19 protein-coding genes and 1 tRNA gene are annotated in these 20,136 nt (G+C 63.1%); 12 read left to right on the top strand and 8 right to left on the bottom strand.

Features of this window, described 5'->3' with window-relative positions; translation table 11 throughout:
* Nucleotides 1–24: 24 nt before the first annotated feature.
* Nucleotides 25–101, top strand: a tRNA-Met gene (locus PTE30175_RS07135).
* A gap of 701 nt (nucleotides 102–802) precedes the next feature.
* Nucleotides 803–2,608 carry a tetratricopeptide repeat protein gene (locus tag PTE30175_RS07130; protein ID WP_150696384.1) on the top strand — a complete coding sequence of 602 codons (1,806 nt, stop codon included), beginning with the start codon at nucleotides 803–805 and terminating at the stop codon, nucleotides 2,606–2,608.
* A gap of 216 nt (nucleotides 2,609–2,824) precedes the next feature.
* Here the strand turns inward: PTE30175_RS07130 and PTE30175_RS07125 are convergent, their stop codons facing one another.
* From PTE30175_RS07125 to PTE30175_RS28535, 3 genes are read right to left on the bottom strand one after another with little or no spacing between them, the layout of a single operon-like run.
* Nucleotides 2,825–3,121, bottom strand: a complete 297-nt coding sequence (locus tag PTE30175_RS07125; RefSeq protein ID WP_150696383.1) for a HigA family addiction module antitoxin — start codon at nucleotides 3,119–3,121, stop codon at nucleotides 2,825–2,827.
* A gap of 10 nt (nucleotides 3,122–3,131) precedes the next feature.
* Complete coding sequence (locus tag PTE30175_RS07120; protein WP_224788637.1) at nucleotides 3,132–3,323, bottom strand: type II toxin-antitoxin system RelE/ParE family toxin; 192 nt, start codon at nucleotides 3,321–3,323, stop codon at nucleotides 3,132–3,134.
* A complete protein-coding gene (locus PTE30175_RS28535; RefSeq protein ID WP_150696381.1) occupies nucleotides 3,298–3,435 on the bottom strand; it encodes a type II toxin-antitoxin system MqsA family antitoxin in 138 nt (45 codons plus the stop codon). The genes PTE30175_RS07120 and PTE30175_RS28535 overlap by 26 nt, the downstream gene beginning before the upstream one ends.
* A 590-nt stretch (nucleotides 3,436–4,025) precedes the next feature.
* Between PTE30175_RS28535 and PTE30175_RS07110 the strand changes: the two genes are divergently transcribed.
* The 6 genes from PTE30175_RS07110 (at nucleotide 4,026) to PTE30175_RS07085 (ending at nucleotide 11,151) form a co-directional block, all read left to right on the top strand.
* Nucleotides 4,026–4,601 (top strand): hypothetical protein, encoded by a 576-nt coding sequence (locus tag PTE30175_RS07110; protein WP_150696380.1) that lies wholly within the window; start codon nucleotides 4,026–4,028, stop codon nucleotides 4,599–4,601.
* A 42-nt stretch (nucleotides 4,602–4,643) separates the two neighbouring features.
* Entirely contained in the window at nucleotides 4,644–5,102 is a 459-nt protein-coding gene (locus PTE30175_RS07105) for a (2Fe-2S)-binding protein (protein ID WP_150696379.1), read from the top strand.
* 10 nt (nucleotides 5,103–5,112) lie between these two features.
* Complete coding sequence (locus tag PTE30175_RS07100; protein WP_224788636.1) at nucleotides 5,113–7,332, top strand: xanthine dehydrogenase family protein molybdopterin-binding subunit; 2,220 nt, start codon at nucleotides 5,113–5,115, stop codon at nucleotides 7,330–7,332.
* A gap of 33 nt (nucleotides 7,333–7,365) precedes the next feature.
* Nucleotides 7,366–7,779, top strand: a complete 414-nt coding sequence (gene arfB, locus PTE30175_RS07095; protein ID WP_150696378.1) for an alternative ribosome rescue aminoacyl-tRNA hydrolase ArfB — start codon at nucleotides 7,366–7,368, stop codon at nucleotides 7,777–7,779.
* A 308-nt stretch (nucleotides 7,780–8,087) separates the two neighbouring features.
* The gene (locus PTE30175_RS07090) at nucleotides 8,088–9,827 is read left to right on the top strand and encodes an ABC transporter permease (RefSeq protein ID WP_150696377.1); all 1,740 of its coding nucleotides are present in this window, start codon (nucleotides 8,088–8,090) and stop codon (nucleotides 9,825–9,827) included.
* Between the two features lie 7 nt (nucleotides 9,828–9,834).
* Nucleotides 9,835–11,151, top strand: coding sequence for an ABC transporter ATP-binding protein (locus PTE30175_RS07085; protein WP_150696376.1), 1,317 nt, complete (start codon nucleotides 9,835–9,837; stop codon nucleotides 11,149–11,151).
* On the opposite strand, the gene PTE30175_RS07080 is transcribed toward PTE30175_RS07085, so the two are convergent.
* Complete coding sequence (locus PTE30175_RS07080; protein ID WP_150696375.1) at nucleotides 11,148–11,999, bottom strand: hypothetical protein; 852 nt, start codon at nucleotides 11,997–11,999, stop codon at nucleotides 11,148–11,150. The two genes, PTE30175_RS07085 and PTE30175_RS07080, sit on opposite strands and share 4 nt — an antisense overlap.
* A gap of 321 nt (nucleotides 12,000–12,320) precedes the next feature.
* Here PTE30175_RS07080 and PTE30175_RS28160 point away from each other — a divergent pair, with 321 nt between their 5' ends.
* Nucleotides 12,321–12,464, top strand: coding sequence for a hypothetical protein (locus tag PTE30175_RS28160; RefSeq protein ID WP_191628889.1), 144 nt, complete (start codon nucleotides 12,321–12,323; stop codon nucleotides 12,462–12,464).
* Between the two features lie 130 nt (nucleotides 12,465–12,594).
* Here PTE30175_RS28160 and PTE30175_RS07075 read toward each other — a convergent pair whose 3' ends face one another.
* Nucleotides 12,595–13,560 (bottom strand): NAD-dependent epimerase/dehydratase family protein, encoded by a 966-nt coding sequence (locus tag PTE30175_RS07075; RefSeq protein WP_150696374.1) that lies wholly within the window; start codon nucleotides 13,558–13,560, stop codon nucleotides 12,595–12,597.
* Between the two features lie 10 nt (nucleotides 13,561–13,570).
* The gene (gene kbl / locus PTE30175_RS07070; RefSeq protein WP_150696373.1) at nucleotides 13,571–14,773 is read right to left on the bottom strand and encodes a glycine C-acetyltransferase; all 1,203 of its coding nucleotides are present in this window, start codon (nucleotides 14,771–14,773) and stop codon (nucleotides 13,571–13,573) included.
* A gap of 147 nt (nucleotides 14,774–14,920) precedes the next feature.
* Here kbl and PTE30175_RS07065 point away from each other — a divergent pair, with 147 nt between their 5' ends.
* Nucleotides 14,921–15,517, top strand: a complete 597-nt coding sequence (locus tag PTE30175_RS07065) for a helix-turn-helix domain-containing protein (RefSeq protein WP_150696372.1) — start codon at nucleotides 14,921–14,923, stop codon at nucleotides 15,515–15,517.
* Here the strand turns inward: PTE30175_RS07065 and PTE30175_RS07060 are convergent.
* Nucleotides 15,504–16,178 (bottom strand): TetR/AcrR family transcriptional regulator, encoded by a 675-nt coding sequence (locus PTE30175_RS07060; RefSeq protein WP_150696371.1) that lies wholly within the window; start codon nucleotides 16,176–16,178, stop codon nucleotides 15,504–15,506. The genes PTE30175_RS07065 and PTE30175_RS07060 overlap by 14 nt on opposite strands.
* Before the next feature lie 191 nt (nucleotides 16,179–16,369).
* Between PTE30175_RS07060 and PTE30175_RS07055 the strand changes: the two genes are divergently transcribed.
* Both PTE30175_RS07055 and PTE30175_RS07050 read left to right on the top strand, forming a co-directional pair.
* Nucleotides 16,370–17,653, top strand: a complete 1,284-nt coding sequence (locus PTE30175_RS07055; RefSeq protein WP_150696370.1) for an MFS transporter — start codon at nucleotides 16,370–16,372, stop codon at nucleotides 17,651–17,653.
* Between the two features lie 29 nt (nucleotides 17,654–17,682).
* Nucleotides 17,683–18,795: an alkene reductase gene (locus PTE30175_RS07050; RefSeq protein ID WP_150696369.1), complete on the top strand. Its 1,113-nt coding sequence runs from the start codon at nucleotides 17,683–17,685 to the stop codon at nucleotides 18,793–18,795.
* Nucleotides 18,796–18,984: 189 nt separating this feature from the next.
* Here the strand turns inward: PTE30175_RS07050 and tssF are convergent.
* Nucleotides 18,985–20,136: type VI secretion system baseplate subunit TssF (gene tssF, locus PTE30175_RS07045; RefSeq protein WP_150696368.1), on the bottom strand; the 1,152-nt coding region annotated here is incomplete at its 5' end.

Below are 20,136 nucleotides of genomic sequence, written 5' to 3'. Positions count from 1 at the left end.
CCCTCCCTATAATTCCTCCTCTACGGCGAATTAGCTCAGTTGGTTAGAGCGACGGAATCATAATCCGCAGGTCCGGGGTTCGAGTCCCTGATTCGCCACCAAACAAAACAAGGGGTTAGGCCATGCCTAACCCCTTTGTCTTTCCGGGTTCCGGTTTTTTGTCCAAAATCTGTCCAAATGAGGCCGCCAGGTCTCACACAGGTAAAGGCAAAAACAATGGCATCCTTCCGCAAGCGCGGCGAGCTTCGGTGGCAAGCCAGTATCGCCCGCAAGGGCTTTCCTCCCCAGGTCAAGACGTTCAACACAAGAGCCGAAGCCGAGTCGTGAGCACTCGAAGTCGAGGCTTCCGTGAAGCGCGGAACCTTCGTTGATCGCAGCGAAGCCGAACGGACCACCTTACGCGAAGCCCTTGAGTGGTACCAACGGGAGGTTACAGTTCACAAGACTACAGCGTTATACGCCGAGGGCGAATCCACTGGAGGGGCTGGGTGGTTTGCACGGTGGTGCGTAGATTTTCGTCTGGGAAAGGCAGATACTTATTAATGTAGCTATGTCGGCGTGGCACGAATTGCAATCTTCTTGATCCTCCCGCGCGCACGAATCGTTCGAGTCACTTGAAGGCTACTAGTGGACCGCAGCGCTGCGCTACCTCTCGCCCCAGAAACAATGAGCGCTGTTTGTGTAGGCTAGAGAACGCCGCGCGTAGATTGCGACGGCGTGTACGCCTTGGCCCACCTCCCAACTTCCTGTGCCGCGTCAGGGACCGTAACGCCTGGTCGACACGACTCTATGCGGGGACGACATGGAAGATGAAAAAGACGGACGAACCCCACAGCGAATACCGGGGCACCTGTGGGCGATGTTGCGAGCGCGGGTTAGCGAATGGTTCATTGGGGGCGTCCTCTTGGCCATCACCGGCTTCGCGCCGCAGGAATTCATCGCTCGACTAATCCGCTATATTGCTGCGCCAGAGAGGGTGGAGCATTTGTCGCGCCTGGCGCTCGATGTCCGGCCGGTGATTGTCTTTGTTGGAATCGCAATCATTGTGACTGATGCGCTATATCGGAACCGGCACCGACCGGTCACTGCTGCCCCGGGACGGCCGCCACTCACTGAAGATGGAGCGGGGCGTTTGCAACCTGACGGCAGGGCGCCGGTGGAAAGCGAACGGAGTGAACCGGAAGCAGTAGCGCTCCAAAATAATCCATGGCTATCGGCGGGGCGAGTGATACTCGTCGTGCTTCCGTTCGAAAGTCTCGGTGGCGGCGACAAATATGATTACTTCAGTGAGGGCTTAACTGAGGATATGATCACCCAACTTGCCCGGCTCAGCCCGGAGCGCCTGGGTGTAATCGCCCGGACTTCGGCGATGCGCTACAAATCCACGACCAGGACAATTCATCAGATTGGCCAAGACCTCGGGGTTTCCCACGTGCTTGAGGGAAGCGTCCGGCGTGCCGGAGATCGGGTACGGGTTGCGGCGCAGCTCATCCGGGTAAGCGACGAAACGCACCTTTGGGCCGAGACCTACGAGGGGAACCGACATGACATCCTGGCACTCCAGATCGAGGTGGCCAAGGCAATTGCCCGCGAAATTGAGATCAAGCTCACGCCGCACGAGCAAGGGCGTTTAGACCGTGCTCCTGCCATTGATGCGCAGGCGCACGAAGCCTATCTCAAGGGGCGTCACTTCTGGTCCACGCGCACCGAAGAAGGAATGCGAAAGAGCATTGAGTATTTTCAGCTCGCTATTGGACACCAGCCGAACTTTGCGGCCGCCTATGATGGCGTGGCCGATGCTTACACGATGCTTGCATGTCGCGGCGTGAGCCCTGCGCGCGAAACGTTTCATAAAGCAAAAATGGCAGCCAGGAAAGCGCTGCAGATTGAACCCGATTTGGGTGAGGCTTATGCGTCACTGGCCCATGTGCGTTTGCACGATTGGGATTGGATCGATCTGGAACCGGATTTCCTGCGTGCCATTGACCTGAGTCCAGGACACGCGATCGCCTATTATTGGTACGCGGAATATCTCATGATGGCAGGCAGAGCCGAAGAGGCCATTGCCAGGGTCAGGCAGTCCCAACAGATGGATCCGTTGAATTCAGTGGTGAATTCATCTGTTGCCATCATCTTGTACCTTGCTCGGCGATACGACCAGGCACGGGACGAACTCCGTAAAGCCCTGGAAATCGATCCAAACCACTTTCTGCTTCACTTCAGGCTGGGATTGGTCTACCAGCAACAGAAGTTGTTCCATGACGCAATCGAGGAGATGCAGAAGGCTGTAACGCTTTCCGGGAGGAGCACAGAGGCGCTGACGGGGCTGGCCCAGACCTACGCTGCCGCCGACATGAGAGCGGCCATGCAGCAGATCGTGGATGCGCTGGAGACGGAATCCGACAAGCACTACGTCCACCCCTACAACATGGCGAAAGTGTTTGGTTCGCTCGGGGACAAAGAGCAGACCTTCGGCTGGCTGGAAAAAGCCTACGATGAGCACAGTCCTGACTTCATTGAGCTCAGGACAGAACCTACCTTCGACAGCGCTCGCTTCGATCCCAGATTCTCTGAACTGCTATCCCGCGTCGGGTTCAGTCAGATATGAAGGACGACGCTCTGTGATGGGCGCCAGGGCAAGTGGTTGCGCATCACTCCGGCTGCAGTCGCTGAATCAACGTCTCCCCCCCTAACGCTGTCGTGTCGGAGGGGGGGAATGGCTGGGAGCCATGAGCGCATCCGACGGTGGCTTGAGAACGGCTTCCAGCGATGGAAGCCGTTTTTCGTTGCTCCGCAAACCGTGGTGCCGCCGTACCTACGGCCGTCATGCTGCGGAGACACCCTCCGCGGGCCTCACCTTGACGGTGCTCTTTTGCATTGCATGCCAAAGGTCGTATTGAAGCTGCTCACGCAGCCAGACCTCCGGATTGCCTCCCAACCATTGAGACAACCGGATAGCCATGTCGGCGCTGATAGCGGCACGCCCGTTCAACACGCGAGACAGCGCCACCCGAGACACGCCGAGCTGTTCGGCTGCCTGCGTCACGGTCAGCCCCAAGGCGGGCAGCACGTCCTCCTTGAGCGTTTCGCCGGGGTGCGGCGGATTGTGCATTCGCGTCATGTTGGTATCCTCAATGGTAGTCCTGGTAATCGACAATTTCGGCATCCTCCCCGTCCATCCGGAAGGTCAGGCGCCAATTGCCGCTAACCCACACCGACCAATGTCCTGCCATGTTTCCCGAGAGCAAGTGCAGTTTCCAATTCGGGACGTCCATATCCCGGGAATTCGTCGCCACGTCAAGCCGCGCCAGTTGGCGACGCAACTTGCCGGCATGATCTGCCCGGATGCCTGCCTTGCGTCTCCTCCCTGTAGGTGTAAGGCACGTCACGTGTGTCATGAATCAATTCAGCAGCCTCGCAGTATGGACACCTCATTATCATAATTCCTCGAAAATTTCGACGTGCGCGACATCGATAAAAGTTGGTTTCAAATACCGGTCGCGGGCGCGGATAGCGCCATCACGACGGCAAGCATCGCCCCTGGCTTCGCAGAGCCTTCTCATGGGGCGCTGGCAATCCACACCCCGCCCACGGTCGGGAAGACTCGGGGGGAACATAAAATGAAGAAGGATTGTGACGACTTGAGCGCGCCCGTGGTTGGAGGATGCCATTCGGCCGAAAGCCCGAAATCCGCCCCTTCTCCCCGGCGAACCCTCATTCCGCAACGCAAAATGGCCCCTTTACGGACGCAGGTTTTGGCGGAAACACCCCGGCCCTTTGCGGAATCGCCCCATAGATAAACGCTCGGGGCAGAAGGGTTTGCATTCTTGCGTTGCCAACGCGCACCGGCCTGGCGTTCCGTACGCCGGAAAAATGAAAGGTGATTCCGAGTCTCGAAACGGCTCGCCTCGTGATATTGACGGACATGTGGGAGTGTCTGTACGCTAGCCGTCATTGCACACGACGCGGATGCAGCACTCGAGGATCCGGAGTTTCGGGATCCGTGGATGTCGCGCGGGGGTCATATGCGTATTGGCTCGAAAACATCGCTTCTGTTCCTCGCGTGTTGCCTCGTTTCTGCGCTGGCGAGCGCGCAATCCCAGCCGTCCGAATGGGACCGGATCTACCGCGTGCTGACGAGCCCGCGCTGCCTCAACTGCCACACTTCGACCGACTACCCGCGCCAGGGCGATGATCGTCATGTGCACAAGTTCGGCGTGCTCCGCGGCCAAGACGGCAACGGCGTGCCGGGCGCGATGTGCGCGGCCTGCCATGGCGCCATCAACAACGCTGCGGCCGGCATTCCCGGCGGCAAGGGTTGGCATCTCGCGCCGCTCAGCATGTCATGGGAGCAGCGGCCCGGTGTCGCGATGACGAGCGCTCAGCTCTGCTTCATGCTCAAGGACCCTGCCCGCAACGGCAAGCGCGACCTCAACGCCCTGCTCGAGCACAACTCGCACGAGCCGCTCGTCAACTGGGCATGGCAGCCGGGCGCGCATCCGAACGGCGAACCGCGACAGCCGCCACCCATGCCGCACGACGCCTTCGTCGAGGTGTTCCGGCAATGGGTTGCCAAGGACGGCCCCTGCCCCGCGCAGTGAGACACACCGCCCTGTCCCGGGGTAATGCAATCGGAGGAATCGATGACGACGATCAAGCTCAACGGCAAGACGGTCGTGGTCCGCAGCGCACCCGATACTCCCTTGTTGTGGGTGCTGCGTGACGAACTGAAGATGTTCGGCACCAAGTTCGGTTGCGGCATCAGCGCATGCGGGGCGTGCACGGTCCATCTGGACGGCAATTCGATCCGCGCGTGCTCGTACCCGCTGTCGGCAGTGGCCGGACGGAACGTCACGACGATCGAGGCGATGGAGCATGACAGGATCGGCCGCGCTGTCGAAGCGGCGTGGATCAAGCACGACGTACCGCAATGCGGTTATTGCCAGAGCGGCCAGGTCATGACGGCAGTCGCGTTCCTGCGCAAGAACCCGCATCCGACCGAACAGGAAGTGGTCGCGTCAATGGGCGCGAACCTGTGCCGATGCGGCACCTACCAGCGCATCAAGGACGCAGTGCTCGACGCAGCCAGTTCACTCGCGTGAGGAGCCCAGGATGGAGCCCACGAATCTCAACACGTCTCCCGGCGCCGCCGGCATGACGCCGGCCTCGCGTGAACGACGTCGCTTCATCAAGCTCACGGCCGGCGCGGGCGGCGCCCTGGTGCTCGGCTGCGTCATCCCGATAGGCCGGTGGCAAGCGATGGCGCAAGGTGCAGAAGCGGCCAAGCCGTTCCCGCCCAACGCATTCCTGCGCATCGCGCCCAACGACATCGTGACGATTCAGGTGTCGAAGCTCGACTTCGGTCAAGGCACGCTGACGTCGTTGCCCATGCTGCTCGCAGAGGAACTCGACTGTCCGTGGGACAACGTGCGCGCGGAACTCGCGCCGGGCGAAGACGTCTACCGTGACCCGATCTACCACCTGCAATTCGTCGGCGGCTCGACCAGCATCGCCAACACCTTCACACAGTATCGCGAGTTGGGTGCAAGGGCGCGTGCGATGCTGATCGCGGCGGCGGCGCAGCGCTGGCATGTCGCGCCGAGCGCATGCGCAACGTCGAAGGGCGTCGTCACCGGTCCGTCGGGACAGCGCCTGCGCTATGGCGCGCTTGCCGCCGAGGCCATGCGATTGCCGCTTCCCGAGCACGTCGAACTCAAGGACCCGTCAAAGTTCAGACTGATCGGCCGCGCGACCACGCGGCTCGATACAGCCGCCAAGTCCAGCGGCCACCAGCACTTCAGCATCGACGTCGACGTGCCGGGAATGAAGACCGCGGTGGTGGCGCGCGCGCCGGTGTGGGGTGCGAAAGTGGCCCGCCTCGACGACAGCGCCAGCAAGGCGATGCCCGGCGTGCGCGCGGTGTTCAGGATTCCCGGCGATCGCGGCGGCGAATCGGTCGTGTGCGTCGCCGATGGCTACTGGCAGGCTAAACGCGCCCGCGGCGCACTCGTCGTGACATGGGACGACCGGGGCATCGAACGCGTCGACAGCGCCAAGGCGTTCGAGCGCTATCGCGCGCTCGCCGCCACGCCCGGCACGCCGGCCCAGCGCGCCGATACGTCGTCGCTCGCCCGCGCGCCGAATGTGATCGATGCCGTCTACGAGTTTCCGTATCTTGCGCACGTGCCGATGGAGCCGCTCAACATGTCGCTCCAGTACACCGGCGCCGCGTGTACCGTGTGGGCCGGCTCGCAATTCCAGTCGCCCGACCGCGAGGCCATTGCCAAGACGCTGCAACTTCCGGTCGAAAAAGTCCGCTTCAACACGGTCATGGCCGGTGGCGGATTCGGGCGTCGTGCGGTCTCGACGGCGGCGAACGCGATCGAAGCGGCGCACATTGCCCGTGCCATGCAAGGCACGCCGGTCAAGGTGATGTGGTCGCGCGAAGATGACGTCAGAGGCGGCTATTACCGTCCGATGCATGTGCATCGCGTCAAGGTCGGGTTTGACGCTCACGGCAAGATCGCCGCATGGGACCACGTGATCGTCGGCCAGTCGATCCTGACCGGCACGATGTTCGAACCGATGCTGGTCAAGGACGGTGTCGACGACACCATGGTCGAGGGCGCGCGGGGATCGCAATACGCGATACCCAATATGGCGATTTCGGTGCACAACGTGGTCGCCAACGTGCCCGTGCTCTGGTTCAGGTCGGTCGGCAACAGCCATACGGCCTACGTGATCGAAACGATGGTCGACGAGATCGCGGTCGCGTCAGGCCGCGACCCGGTCGAATTCCGCCGCGAGCTGTTGCAGGGCGGGAACGCGCGCAGCCGCGAAGCGCTGGATCTGGCCGTCGCGAAGTCCGGCTACGGCGTTCGCGCGCTGCCCGCTGGCCAGGCGTGGGGTGTCGCCGTGCATTTTTGTTTCGATTCCGCCGTGGCGTATGTCGCCGAGGTCTCGATCGCCGACGGCCGCCCGAAAGTGCATCGCGTTACGGCTGCCGTGCATTGCAACCTGCCCGTCAACCCGCGCACGATCGAGGCACAGGCGATGGGCGGTTTGGTGTTCGGTTTGAGCATGGGTTTGCCGGGCTTCGAAATCACCCTGAAGGACGGTGTGGTTCAACAGTCGAATTTTGCCGACTACACGCCGGCCTACATGGCTGATGTGCCGCATGTCGAGGTCCATGTATGCCCGAGCGCGGCGCCGCCTACCGGCATCGGTGAGGTCGGCGTGCCGCCGATCGCGCCGGCTGTCGCCAACGCCGTGGCCGCGTTGACGCGACAACGCATGCGACGCCTGCCGTTTCCGACCCTGAATACGGCGTAAGCGGGCCCGCGCGTCATCGGTTATGCTCGTGCGATGACCCGACGCATCAACATTTCTGCCGACGACATCGAACTCACCGCCATGCGCGCCCAGGGCGCAGGCGGGCAAAACGTCAACAAGGTGTCGAGCGCCATTCATCTGCGCTTCGACATCCGCGCCTCGTCGCTGCCCGACGACGTCAAGCACCGTTTGCTCGCCCTTGGCGACCAGCGCATCACACGCGACGGGGTCGTCATCATCAAGGCCCAGCAGCACCGCTCGCAGGAGCTGAATCGCGAAGACGCCATTGCGCGCCTGTCCGCGCTCGTGCAGAGCGTCGCCCTGCCGCCCAGAAAACGCGTCCCCACCCGCCCGACGCTCGCCTCCAAAACCCGCAGGCTCGACGGCAAGACCCAGCGCAGCCAGGTCAAGGCCGCACGCGGCAAGGTACGCGGCGCGGACTTTTGAGGGGGAAACGACAGTTTTTTGACATGGCGCCTCCACGTTGCGGTTGCAGCGTAAATACAACAGTCGGCACCGCTGACGCCCCGGCGACGGCGCCATGCAAGCGGTCCGGCCCAAGCCTGACGGGCGTTGCGCTGCAAGCGTCATTCGCTTTAACATCGCTTTAACATTATTTTGCGGCGCAATCTGGTAGCATCCGCTCCCGTTACCGCCAGATTCTTCGCTGGCCGGTGTTTCACGCCGTAAAACCCGGCCTGGCGGGCCGGTTCCGGCATCCCATTCCGATTCACCCCTCACCCCGGAGAGGCTTGATGACGCGCGTTGCCCGTCCGTTCATCCCCGCCACCGCTCGACGCTTGCTGCCCAATCGCTGGGACTTTGTCGCATTCCCGCTGATCATCGGCTTCCTGCTGGTCAGTTCAAGCGGGATACGACAGACGTTCGGGCCGCTCGCCGCGCTTCAACTCGAAACGATCTCGCTCGATCCATCCAATCTTCCCGAATACGCACTGCGCACCACCCTGCGCATGCTCGCGGCAATGGTCGCTTCGCTCATCTTCACGCTCATCTACGGTACGCTGGCCGCCAAGAGCCGCCGCGCCGAGAAGCTGCTCGTACCGTTCCTCGACATCCTCCAGTCGGTACCGGTGCTCGGCTATATCTCGTTTACGGTCACGTTTTTCCTCGCCCTCTTCCCGGGACGCGTACTCGGCGCGGAATGCGCGGCGATCTTCGCGATCTTCACGAGCCAGGCGTGGAACATGACGTTCTCGTTCTATCAGTCGCTACGCACTCAGCCCCGCGACTTGTGCGAGGTGGCCGTCAATCTGCGCCTGTCGTCGTGGCAACGCTTCTGGAAGCTCGACGTGCCCTACTCGATGCCCGGCCTGATCTGGAACATGATGATGAGCATGTCCGGCGGCTGGTTCTTCGTGGTCGCCTCCGAAGCCATCACGGTCGGCGACAAGACCGTGACGCTGCCCGGTATCGGTTCCTATCTCGCGACCGCCATTGAACACCGTGACCTGGGCGCCGTGGGGTGGGTGATCCTGACCATGACGGTCGTCATCGTCATCTACGATCAGTTCCTGTTCCGCCCGATGGTCGCCTGGGCCGACAAGTTCCGGCTCGAAGATACGTCGTCGCAAGCCGCGCCGGAATCGTGGGTGCTCAAGCTGATCCAGCGCACGCGCGCGATCCAGCACCTGTTGCGCCCATTCGGCAAGCTGCTGCGCAAGATCGCGCGCGCACGCCTGAACGTGTCGCTGCCGGCCGGCATCCATTCGTCCGCCCAAACCCCGCTGTCGCGCACGATCGACTGGGTCTGGGGCATCGCCATCGTCGCGCTTGCCGTCTTCACGGCCTGGAAGATCATCAGTTTCGTGCTAACGGAAGTCGACGGCTTCGAAGTGCTGCGCGTATTCGGCCTCGGCTTCATCACGCTGATTCGCGTGGTCCTGCTGATCGCGATCGCCTCGCTCGTCTGGGTGCCGCTCGGCGTGATGATCGGGCTGCGTCCGAAACTGGCGGAACGGATTCAGCCGCTCGCCCAGTTTCTGGCCGCCTTCCCGGCGAACCTGCTGTTCCCCATCTTCGTCGTGGCGATCGTGCATTTCCACGCGAATCCGGACATCTGGCTCTCTCCGCTGATCGTGCTTGGCACGCAGTGGTACATTCTTTTCAACGTGATCGCCGGGGCGACCACCTTCCCCAACGACTTCCAGGAAGCGGCCACCAACTTCCGCATTCGCGGCTGGCAATGGTGGCGGCAAGTCATGCTGCCGGGCATCTTCCCGTATTACGTCACTGGCGCGATCACCGCCTCGGGCGGTGCGTGGAACGCGAGCATCGTGTCCGAGTTCGTGACGTGGGGCAACGAAAAGGTCGCCGCGCACGGCCTGGGCAGCTATATTGCCCAGACGACTGCCGCCGGCGATTATCCGCGCATCCTGCTCGGCATCGCCGTCATGTCGCTGTTCGTCGTATTGTTCAACCGTTTGTTGTGGCGTCCGCTCTACGCCATTGCCGAAAACAAGCTTCGCCTGAATTGAGTCCGCCATGCCCAACGATAGCCAAATGTCCATCGGACAAGATATCTTCTCGCTCGCCAACGTCAGCCGCGGCTTCAGCAAAGGCAGCGACGAACGTCTGGTGCTCGACGGCGTCAATCTGCAACTGCGCGAAGGTGAGATCGTCGGCCTGCTCGGCCGCTCGGGCTCCGGCAAGTCGACCCTCCTGCGCATCATCGCCGGCCTGATTCAGGCCAGTTCGGGCGAGATCCGCTACAAGGGCGAACAGCTTGACGGCCCGCCGGAAGGCGTCGCAATGGTGTTCCAGACCTTCGCGCTGTTTCCGTGGCTGACCGTGCTGCAAAATGTGGAAGCGGGCCTCGAAGCGCTCGGCGTCGAGCCGCGCGATCGCCGCCAGCGTGCGCTGGCGGCGATCGACCTGATCGGTCTCGACGGTTTCGAAAACGCCTACCCGCGCGAGCTTTCGGGCGGCATGCGCCAACGCGTAGGGTTTGCGCGCGCACTCGTCGTCAACCCGACGCTCCTGCTGATGGACGAACCGTTCTCAGCGCTCGACGTGCTCACCGCCGAGACGCTGCGGACCGATTTGCTCGATCTGTGGAGCCACCGCCAGTTGCCGATCAAGTCGGTGCTGATCGTTACGCACAATATCGAGGAAGCGGTGTTCATGTGCGATCGCATCCTCGTGCTGTCGTCGAATCCGGGCCGAGTGGTGGCCGAAACCAAGGTACCGTTCCCCCACCCGCGCAACCGCCTCGACCCGGCATTCCGCAAGATGGTCGACGACATCTACGCGCTCATGACCGCGCGCCGTAGCGCGCACACGACGCAGAAGGTGAAGCTCGAACTCGGCAGCCCGCTGCCGGAAGTGTCGACGAACCTGATGGCCGGTCTGCTCGAAGCATTGGAGGGGGCGCCATACAACGGCAAGGCCGACATGCCCGAGATCGCGCAGACGCTGCTGCTCGAGGTCGACGACCTGTTCCCCGTGGCGGAAATCCTTGAGCAGCTTGGCTTCGCGGAGCTCAAGGAAGGCGACATCCTGCTGACCGCCGCCGGCAAGCGATTCGCCAGCGAAGGCACGCAGGCGCGCAAGGTCCTCTTCGCCGAACACCTGCTGCGCAACGTGCCGCTGGCGGCGCGCATCCGGAAAGTGCTGCAGGAACGCCGCGGGCAGCGGGCGCCGCGCGTGCGCTTCGAGCAGGAGCTGGAGGATTCCTTGTCGGACGGCCTCGCCGAGGAAACGCTCGACACCGTCATCAGTTGGGGCCGTTACGCCGAGATCTTCTCGTACAACGACCACACCGAAACGTTCAGCCTCGAGGACGTGGAAGGCGCGATCTAGAACGCGTATCCGAGCCCGACCATCCAGACCTGCTGCGTCGTACGCGAATCGGGCTCGTAAGCCGTAATGCCCGGCGTCACCGGCGTCAGGTCGGATCGGCCGTACTTGAAGCGCGTCCATTCGTAGCTTGCATTGACGTGGACATTGCGCGCCACGGCGTAGTCGAGCCCCAGACCCGCGGAATACACCGGCTTGTTGCCGAGGTTGAACGTATTGGACGAGCCCGACAGCGTCATGTTCGCGCCGACCATCGTCCCCGCCCGCACGTCGGCGTTCGCCACCAGGCCCGGCGTTACTTCGAACTGCCCCATCAGCCCCGCGCTCACGACGTGATGGCGGTAGCGCTCGTAGAATCCCACGGGATTGCGCGTGCTGTCGCGGATCCAATCGTGATACGTGTAGCTGGCGTAAGGCGTCAGCTGCGCGCGGCCGGCGGCGAGCGGAAAGGCACGGCCCACCTTGAGCGTGAGATCGGCCGTCGTGCTGCGTGTGTCCATCTGGTATGACGGCACCACCACGCGGCCGCGATTGTCTTGCAGATAGCCGTTGTATTGCGTGTTGCCGCGCGCGAAGCGCAACGACCCCGCCGCATAGATATTCGATAGTCCGAACACCGTCCCTTGCGCCACGCCACCGAGGGCACCGGCAAACTGCGTACCGCTTTCCGAATCGCTGCGGGCCGCGTCGATGCGTTCGTCGTACTGGAGATGGTGGCCGCCCAAGCCCGCCCAGACCTGATTGTTGGCACGCAGGATCGCCTCCTGGGCATTCGCGTCACTTGGCGCGTAGATCGCGCTCGCGGCCCCCAGACAGGCACAGACTGTCAGGCAGACTGTTTTCGGCATCATGGCACGTCCCTCCCAGGCGTGTTGGACCGACCTTCGTTTTTGGCATTGTTTCAGGGCCGTGAGTCGCGCGCAAGCGATTCGAAGGGGAATTCACGATCCTTCGTATCGCGCGTATTCAGAACTTCGAAGCATCCGGGCGATACCGGGTCATGCACGCCTCGAGCGTGACAAAAACGCGACAAATATTAGTGTAGATACCAATTCGCACACTGATTTCAGCAGTCGCATAATCATTTCAGAGCGCACCTGACGTGGGTCGGGGCCCACGGCATGACTCTCGTGCGCTCGCTGCGCGGCCACGTGCCGTAGAACGACTGCATCATGAGCTACTATCATTCCAAAGAAGAAAGCCACAGCCGGGCCCTTCAATTCACGTCGGGCTACCGCTTGCGCCGCCGTACGCTCGCCGTGACGGCCGCGGTCCTCGCCGCGCTCGTCTACTACGCGCTCCACGGCCCGCGCTAAGCACCGCGCAGCGTCGCATACCGCTGCGCGGTCATGGAAAAGGCCGGCGGGATACCCCGGCCGGCCTTTCCTTCGTTTCTCCCCTTGCGACTGCGACCACCCTTTGCCGGCGCCGCTGTCCTCGCTGTGCTCAGGCGGCGTCGCTCAACACCGGCGCATGCCAGTCGAGCGGCACGTGGGCAAGCATATCGTCGACGATCGCCGCCAGATCGTATTCGGGACGCCAGCCCCAGTCGTAGCGTGCATGCGTGTCGTCCAGCGTGTGCGGCCACGTCTCGGCGATCTCCTGACGGAAATCCGGGGCATAGCGCACAGTGAAGCCCGGCGCGCGCTTGGCGATCGCCGCCGCCAGTGTCGCCGGATCAAAGCTCACGCCCGCCACGTTGTACGAGGAACGCACCCGGATCGACGCCGCGTCCGCCGCCATCAGATCCAGTGTGGCGCGCACGGCATCGGGCATGTACATCATCGGCAGCGTGGCGTCTTCCTTCAGGAAGCAGGTGTACATTTCGCCGCGCTTGGCCGCCTGGAAAATGTCGATCGCGTAATCGGTCGTGCCGCCGCCCGGCGGGGTCTTGTAGCTGATCACGCCCGGATAGCGAAGGCTGCGCACATCGACCCCGAACTTCGCGAAGTAGTATTCGCAAAGGCGCTCGCCGGCCTGTTTGCTGATGCCGTACATGGTCGTCGGGTCCATGATCGCCAGTTGGGGCGTTTCGATCGCCGGCGTATGCGGCCCGAACGCGGCGATCGACGACGGCCAGAACACGCGCAATCCCGGCCGCTCGCGCGCCAGTTCCAGCACGTTCAGCAGGCCGTTCATGTTCAATGTCCAGGCCTGCATCGGGCGCGCTTCGCCCGTGGCCGACAATAGCGCCGCCAGATGGAAGATCTGCGTGATGCCATGACGCTGCACCAGCGCGCTCAGTCGCGCCGCGTCGAGTACATCGAGCGTTTCGTAGTGCACCGGATGGCCCGACGGTCCCGGCGCAATGTCGGTGGCGACGACGTATTCCGCGCCAAAACGTACGGCGAGCGCGTCAACAAGTTCGCTGCCGATCTGACCGTTCGCGCCGATGATGAGGATGCGTTCCATGAGGGGTACCTTATTTGAGGATGCCGAGTTCGGCGCCGGCCTGCGCAAACGCGGCCAGGGCCCGGGTCAGGTGTTCGCGCGTATGTGCGGCGGACATCTGGACGCGCACGCGTGCCTGCCCGAGCGGCACCACCGGATAGAAGAAGCCGGTCGCCAGCACGCCGAGCGCGTAGAGGCGCTGGGCGAAACGCTGGGCCAGTTCGGCGTCGAACAGCATGACCGGCACGATCGGATGCGTGCCCGGCTTGATCGTGAATCCGAGCGCGGCGATTTCACGGCGGAAGAACGCAGTATTCTCGTGCAGACGATCGCGCAATTCGGTGGATCGCTCGAGATCGTCGAATACGGCCAGCGAGGTGCCGACGATCGCCGGCGCGAGGCTGTTCGAAAACAGGTACGGACGCGAACGCTGGCGCAACGTTTCAACGAGTTCGCGGCGGCCGGCGGTGAAGCCACCCATAGCGCCGCCAAGCGCCTTGCCAAGCGTGCCGGTGATGATGTCGATGCGGCCAAGCACGCCGTGATGCTCGTGGGTGCCGCGGCCGGTCTTGCCCATGAATCCGGTGGCGTGACATTCGTCGATCATGACCAGCGCGCCAAAGCGCTCGGCCAGCGCCACGATCTTGTCGAGCTGCGCGATCGTACCGTCCATCGAAAACACGCCGTCGGTGACGATCACCTTGTGACGCGCGCCCGATGCAGCCTCCAGTTGCCGCGCCAGGTCGTCCATGTCATTGTGCTTGTAACGGAAACGCCCGGCCTTGCACAGCCGGATGCCGTCGATGATCGACGCATGATTGAGTTCATCGGAAATGATGGCGTCCTTTTCGTCGAACAACGGCTCGAATACGCCGCCGTTGGCGTCGAATGCTGCGGCGTACAGGATCGCGTCGTCGGTGCCGAGAAACGCGGCGATGCGCGCTTCAAGGGCCTTGTGAGGACCTTGCGTGCCGCAAATGAAGCGCACGGACGACAGGCCGAAACCGAATTCCCGCAACGCCTTCACGCCCGCTTCGACCAACGCCTCGCTGCCCGACAACCCGAGATAATTGTTGGCGCACAGATTGATGCGCGCCACGCCGTCGTCGCACATGACTTCGGGCCCCTGGCGCGACATCAGCACCCGTTCCTGCTTGAACAGGCCTTGGCGGCGCGTGTCGTCGAGGCGTTCGGCCAGTTGGCGGTAGAAACCCTCGCGGGCGGTGTCGGTCATGATGCGGTCTCTCCGGGATAGCATGCCGCCCGGGGCGCACGGCACGGTGCGGGTCTGCTACCATGCCGGCATTCACCTTAGCGGAATGTGTGCTTTATATTGAACTTGTTTCAATATATTGGAAAATTCTAATATCCAGGAAAGCATATGGCAAGCACTCCTTCATCGGCGCCCCCGCCCCCCCCCCACGCCGCCCCGCCGCCGGTCGGCGACATGATCCAGCAGTTGCGCAAAGAGCGCGGCATGACCCTGGAAACACTGTCGCGCGCTTCGGGCGTGTCCAAATCGATGTTGTCGCAGATCGAGCGCGACAAGGCCAACCCGACGATCGCGGTCGCGTGGCGATTGGCCAACGCCCTCGGCGTACGGCTGGATCAGTTGCTGGGGGGGCCCGGCGGCGACCCGGAACCGGTCCGCGTGATGGGGAAGCACGAGATCCCGACGCTGGACGGCGGCGATCATGCCTATCAGTTGAAAATCCTCGGTCCGATGGACCTGGCAGGCAAGTTCGAGTGGTACGAGCTGACGCTACAGGCCGGTGCGGCGCTGGTCTCGGACCCGCACGACCCGGGCACGCGCGAGCATTTCACGGTGTTCGAGGGGCACGTCGACGTGGAAGTCGAAGCGTTTCTGCGCAAGGTGAAGCCGGGCGAGACGGCGCGTTATCCGGCCGATCGCGCACACGCGATCCGCAACACAGGCAAGGGGGTGGCGCGCGGACTGTTGGTCGTCATCCACGGGTAGGCGGGCACGCGCCTGACATCGGCGCTACCGCGGCGTCGATCAGCTGGCGTGCCACCTCCGGCAACACGCGCAGCGGACCGCAACCCGGACCGTAGGTCTGGCTCGCCGCATAGGCGCCGTCCAGGATCAAGCCCAGCATGTCGACCAGGCGCGCCGGCTCGCGTGCGCCGGCCGCGTTCACCAGATCCGTGAGGCGGCGCACGACCTCCGACTTGTATTCCAATACCTGCAGGCGCGCCGGATGCGCCGGGTCGGGGAACTCCGCCGAAACGTTGACGAACGGGCACCCGCGATAGCCCGGCGCCGAAGCCCTTTCCGACAAATCGACGAAAATCTGCAGCAACTGCTCACGCGGATGCCCCGCACGGCTTGCAATGCTCCGGTCGATCTTGCCCAAACTCTCGTCCTGCATGCGCTTCAGATACGCAAGGATCAGCTCGTCTTTCGACGAGAACTGGCGGTAAAGGCACATCTTGTTGACGCCCGCCCGCTTGACCACTGCGTCGACACCCACGGCGCGAACGCCCTCGGCGTGAAACAGTTCGACCGCGGCATCCACCAGATATTGCTGCGCCACGCCGGCCGGCACGACCTGGCGGGTGCGCTTGCCATGCGATTCGCCCGGCACGCCCTCCGGCTTTTCATCCGGTGTGTTCGTCATGATCGTTGCTCTCCGTCAAATCGCCGCCCGCCCCCGAAAGCCAGCCGCGAACGTCAAAAGTCAATTTTGATGCTTGACATGTTACCGATCGGTTCATAACATAGCAAGCTCATGTTACCGATCTGTCACAAACCTTCAGGGCAATGCCCCATAACGCATAAGCGCCATGTGCGCCAGAAGGATTCTCGCCGATGAAAGCCCTCGCACAACGGATCAACGGGCGGTTCCACTACGGATGGGTCGTGGTGGCCGTGATTTTCCTTGTTCTACTCGCTTCGGCCGGCATCCGCGCCACGCCCAGCGTGATGATGGTGCCGCTGGAACACGCGTTCGGCTGGAGCCGCGCCACGATTTCGCTGGCCATCTCGGTCAATCTCGCACTTTACGGCCTCACCGGCCCGTTCGCGGCGGCGGCCATGCAGCGTTTCGGGATTCGACCGACCGTCATGGGGGCATTGGTACTGCTCGCCAGCGGCACGGCGTTGTCCTCGCTGATGACTGCGCCGTGGCAAATGGTGCTGATCTGGGGCGTCATGGTCGGCAGCGGCACGGGCGTGGCGGCGGTGACACTGGCCGCCACGGTCTCGAATCGCTGGTTCCACAAGCACCGCGGCCTGGCGATGGGGATTCTCACCGCCAGTTCGGCCACAGGCCAGATGGTATTCCTGCCGATGATGGCGGCCGTGGTCGAGGCGTACGGCTGGCGCCCGGTGGTTTGGATCGTCGCGATCGTGGCGGCGATCATGCTGCCGCTCGTGGCGTTGCTGCTGCCGGAACAGCCGGCCTCGGTCGGGTTGCGCCAGGTCGGGGCCACGGCGGATACGCCGGATCCGGTGATGTCGCAAGGCAATCCTTTGACGACGGCATTGGCGACGCTGGCCACGGCGTCGAAGAAGCGCGATTTCTGGCTGCTTTTCTTCAGCTTCTTCATCTGCGGCGCGAGCACCAACGGCTATATCGGCACGCACTTCATCGCCATGTGCAGCGATTTCGGGCTGTCGGAGGTCAAGGGCGCCGGCATTCTCGCGGCGATGGGCATTCTGGATCTCGTCGGCACGACAGCGTCGGGCTGGCTTTCCGACCGCTATAACAGCCGCGTGCTGCTGTTCTGGTACTACGGACTCCGTGGTTTATCGCTGATTTATCTGCCGTATGCTTTCGGCCTGGATTTCTTCGGCTTGCCGGTGTTCGCCCTGTTCTACGGTCTGGACTGGATCGCTACGGTGCCGCCAACGGTGCGTCTGACGAACGATGTGTTCGGCCGCGCGATGGCGCCGATCGTCTTCGGCTGGATCGTGGCGGGCCATCAGTTGGGCGCGGCGACGGCAACGCTCGTGGCCGGCATGATGCGCGCCACGCTCGGCAATTACACGATGGCGTCGATGTTGTCGGGCGGCGTGTGCATTCTCGGCGCGGTGATGGTCCTGCGCATTCATCGCCGGGCGCCGGAAGCAGCGACACCTGCACACGCATAACGGTCATTTTTTTTTACAGGAGCAAGACGATGACGGACTCGTTGCAAACGCTATCTACCGATCTATTCGAACCGTATCAACTCGGGCCGCTGACGCTGGCCAACCGGGTGGTGATGGCGCCGCTGACGCGCAGCCGCGTCGGCGCGGGCGACGTCCCCGGCCCGATGAATGCCGAATACTATGCACAACGTGCGTCGGCCGGCCTCATCATCAGCGAGGCGACCAATATTTCGCAGCAGGGCAAGGGGTACGCGTACACGCCTGGCATCTACACCGATGCGCAAGTCGCCGGCTGGAGAACCGTGACGGACGCGCTGCATGCCAAGGGCGGCAAGATCTTCTGCCAGTTGTGGCACGTGGGCCGTATCTCGCATCCGTCGCTGCAGGAAAACGGTGCGCTGCCGGTGGCCCCGTCGGCGATTCAACCGGCCGGCAAGGCGTTCACGGAAGACGGCTTCCTGCCGCACGTGAGCCCGCGCGCGCTGGAAACGGACGAGATCCCGGGCATCGTGGCGCAATACCGCCACGCGGCGGAATGCGCGAAGCGCGCCGGCTTCGACGGCGTGGAAATCCACGCGGCGAACGGCTATCTGCTGGACCAGTTCATGCGCGACAAGACGAACCATCGCACGGACCAGTACGGCGGCAGCATCGAGAATCGTGTGCGCCTCGTGCTGGAAGTCACGCAAGCGGTCGTCGACGTTTGGGGCGCGGATCGCGTCGGTATTCGTCTGTCGCCGATCAGCCCGGCGAATGACTGCGCCGATTCGAATCCGGAACCGGTGTTTACGTACGCCGTGGAGCAACTGAACCGGTTCGGCCTGGTGTATCTGCACATCGTGGAAGGCGCGACGGGCGGCCCGCGAGATGTCGAGAACGGCTTCGATCTGCAGAAGCTGCATCGCCTCTTCAAGGGCACGTTCATGGCCAATAACGGCTACGACCTCGCACTGGCGCTGGACGTGCGCAAGGAAAACCGCGCGGACCTGATTGCGTTCGGCAAGCCGTTCATCGCGAATCCGGATCTGGTCGAGCGCCTGAAACGTGGCGGTCCGTTCAATGCACTCGACAAGGCCACGCTGTACGGCGGGGACGCGCGCGGATATCTCGACTATCCGGCGCTGGATGAAGTGACGGCGTAGGTCGCCGCGCAAAATGCAGACAAAGCGCTCAGCGCTTCGTTGAAGTAACGGCCGGTGCATTTCGTGGATTGCACCGGCCGTTTCATTTTCATCGAAACGCCCCTCACATCGTGTAGTCGTCGAATCGAAACGCTGTAGCCGAAGTGAGCATGCCATGCCTCGTCAATCAATGCGCCCGCGCATATTGACTTACAAAACCGGCCAGCTGAATTCAATGCGTGCAAACTCGATACGCGCCGCCGACGCTCTGTTGAAGTCGGACGCCGCCACGCACAGCACCAGCTGAACGAAGTGCTGCGCACTGGCGTAGCGCCCGATGAACCGGTTCAGCACGTCGCCGAACAATGCGATATCGCCCGACCCCATGAAGCCGCTCGGGTCGAGCGTGACCTCGATCTCGACGCCGCGCCGCAGCCCGCCGCGCTCGAGCTTGTGCAGCAGCTGGTGGCGCACGTCGGTGATGGCCTCGATGCGGCGCCGGTTCGCCTCGCCACCCGTCCAGTCGTAGAGCGCCAGGGTCTCGCGCAGCACATCCGCGTCGAGCATCGACAACTGGTTCGGCGCGAAGTGCGACAACACCTTCCACTGGTAACCCTCGCCTTCGGGCGGATACAGCGGCATCGTCGGCGGGAGCAGGTTGCGGACTGCCTCGATGCCCGGCAGCGGCGCCGACGACGCCGTCAGCGACGATTCATGCAACGCCATGCGCGGCAGCCGCCCGTTGCAGGCCATGACGCGTACCGTGACATGATCGTCCGGCAGACTGCCGGGAGCGTCCCACGCCTGCCCGTCGAGCGTCAGCCACAGCTCGCGTGCGCCGGACGGCCCCCGGACACTGCGCGTATGGTAGTAGCGCTCGGGCGCTTCGTGGCGCAACATGCCGCCACGATGACGGAACGCGGCAAACGGCGCGTACGCGTGCTTGTCTGCCGTCTGATGGTCGATCGCCACCACGGACACGGCAGCATACGGCTCGATGTGCGGCCCGGCCGACGGCGGGCTCATGACCCGGTACTCGCGCTCATGCCGGACGGTCTGGATCGGCGCTGCGTCCAATTCGAACAGATTGATGACGGGCGTGCAATGCAGGCGGACGTTGGACGCAGCAACCGTGACCTCGCTTGCCAGCGGGCGCGTCAGCACGATCTCGAATGCCACCCGCGTTTCTCCCGCCGGCAGGCACGCGGCATCGAAGCCGCACAGGTCGATGAAGTGGAATTTTTCGGCAAACGTAAAGTATTCGAGCATGCCCTGCTCGGCATCGAGCGATTCGCCCGGCTTGCGCTCGTCTTGCGGCCACAGGCGCGTCGCCGGTCCAAAGCCTGCCGCTTGCAGCGTCAT

It is taken from the genome of Pandoraea terrae (assembly GCF_902459695.1).
Taxonomy (GTDB): domain Bacteria; phylum Pseudomonadota; class Gammaproteobacteria; order Burkholderiales; family Burkholderiaceae; genus Pandoraea; species Pandoraea terrae.
Note: the sequence above shows the minus strand (reverse complement) of the source record. Positions and strands in the feature narration are given on the sequence as shown.

Excerpts from the sequence above, each read along its gene's own strand:
- PTE30175_RS07085 (WP_150696376.1), top strand. The coding sequence starts at position 9,835 with ATGCCCAACGATAGCCAAATGTCCATCGGACAAGATATCTTCTCGCTC.
- PTE30175_RS07050 (WP_150696369.1), top strand. The coding sequence starts at position 17,683 with ATGACGGACTCGTTGCAAACGCTATCTACCGATCTATTCGAACCGTAT.
- PTE30175_RS28160 (WP_191628889.1), top strand. The coding sequence starts at position 12,321 with ATGAGCTACTATCATTCCAAAGAAGAAAGCCACAGCCGGGCCCTTCAA.
- PTE30175_RS07100 (WP_224788636.1), top strand. The coding sequence starts at position 5,113 with ATGGAGCCCACGAATCTCAACACGTCTCCCGGCGCCGCCGGCATGACG.
- PTE30175_RS07130 (WP_150696384.1), top strand. The coding sequence starts at position 803 with ATGGAAGATGAAAAAGACGGACGAACCCCACAGCGAATACCGGGGCAC.
- PTE30175_RS07110 (WP_150696380.1), top strand. The coding sequence starts at position 4,026 with ATGCGTATTGGCTCGAAAACATCGCTTCTGTTCCTCGCGTGTTGCCTC.
- arfB (WP_150696378.1), top strand. The coding sequence starts at position 7,366 with ATGACCCGACGCATCAACATTTCTGCCGACGACATCGAACTCACCGCC.
- PTE30175_RS07065 (WP_150696372.1), top strand. The coding sequence starts at position 14,921 with ATGGCAAGCACTCCTTCATCGGCGCCCCCGCCCCCCCCCCACGCCGCC.
- kbl (WP_150696373.1), bottom strand. The coding sequence starts at position 14,773 with ATGACCGACACCGCCCGCGAGGGTTTCTACCGCCAACTGGCCGAACGC.
- PTE30175_RS07080 (WP_150696375.1), bottom strand. The coding sequence starts at position 11,999 with ATGATGCCGAAAACAGTCTGCCTGACAGTCTGTGCCTGTCTGGGGGCC.
- PTE30175_RS07060 (WP_150696371.1), bottom strand. The coding sequence starts at position 16,178 with ATGACGAACACACCGGATGAAAAGCCGGAGGGCGTGCCGGGCGAATCG.
- PTE30175_RS07090 (WP_150696377.1), top strand. The coding sequence starts at position 8,088 with ATGACGCGCGTTGCCCGTCCGTTCATCCCCGCCACCGCTCGACGCTTG.
- PTE30175_RS28535 (WP_150696381.1), bottom strand. The coding sequence starts at position 3,435 with ATGAGGTGTCCATACTGCGAGGCTGCTGAATTGATTCATGACACACGT.
- PTE30175_RS07105 (WP_150696379.1), top strand. The coding sequence starts at position 4,644 with ATGACGACGATCAAGCTCAACGGCAAGACGGTCGTGGTCCGCAGCGCA.
- PTE30175_RS07055 (WP_150696370.1), top strand. The coding sequence starts at position 16,370 with ATGAAAGCCCTCGCACAACGGATCAACGGGCGGTTCCACTACGGATGG.
- PTE30175_RS07075 (WP_150696374.1), bottom strand. The coding sequence starts at position 13,560 with ATGGAACGCATCCTCATCATCGGCGCGAACGGTCAGATCGGCAGCGAA.
- PTE30175_RS07125 (WP_150696383.1), bottom strand. The coding sequence starts at position 3,121 with ATGACGCGAATGCACAATCCGCCGCACCCCGGCGAAACGCTCAAGGAG.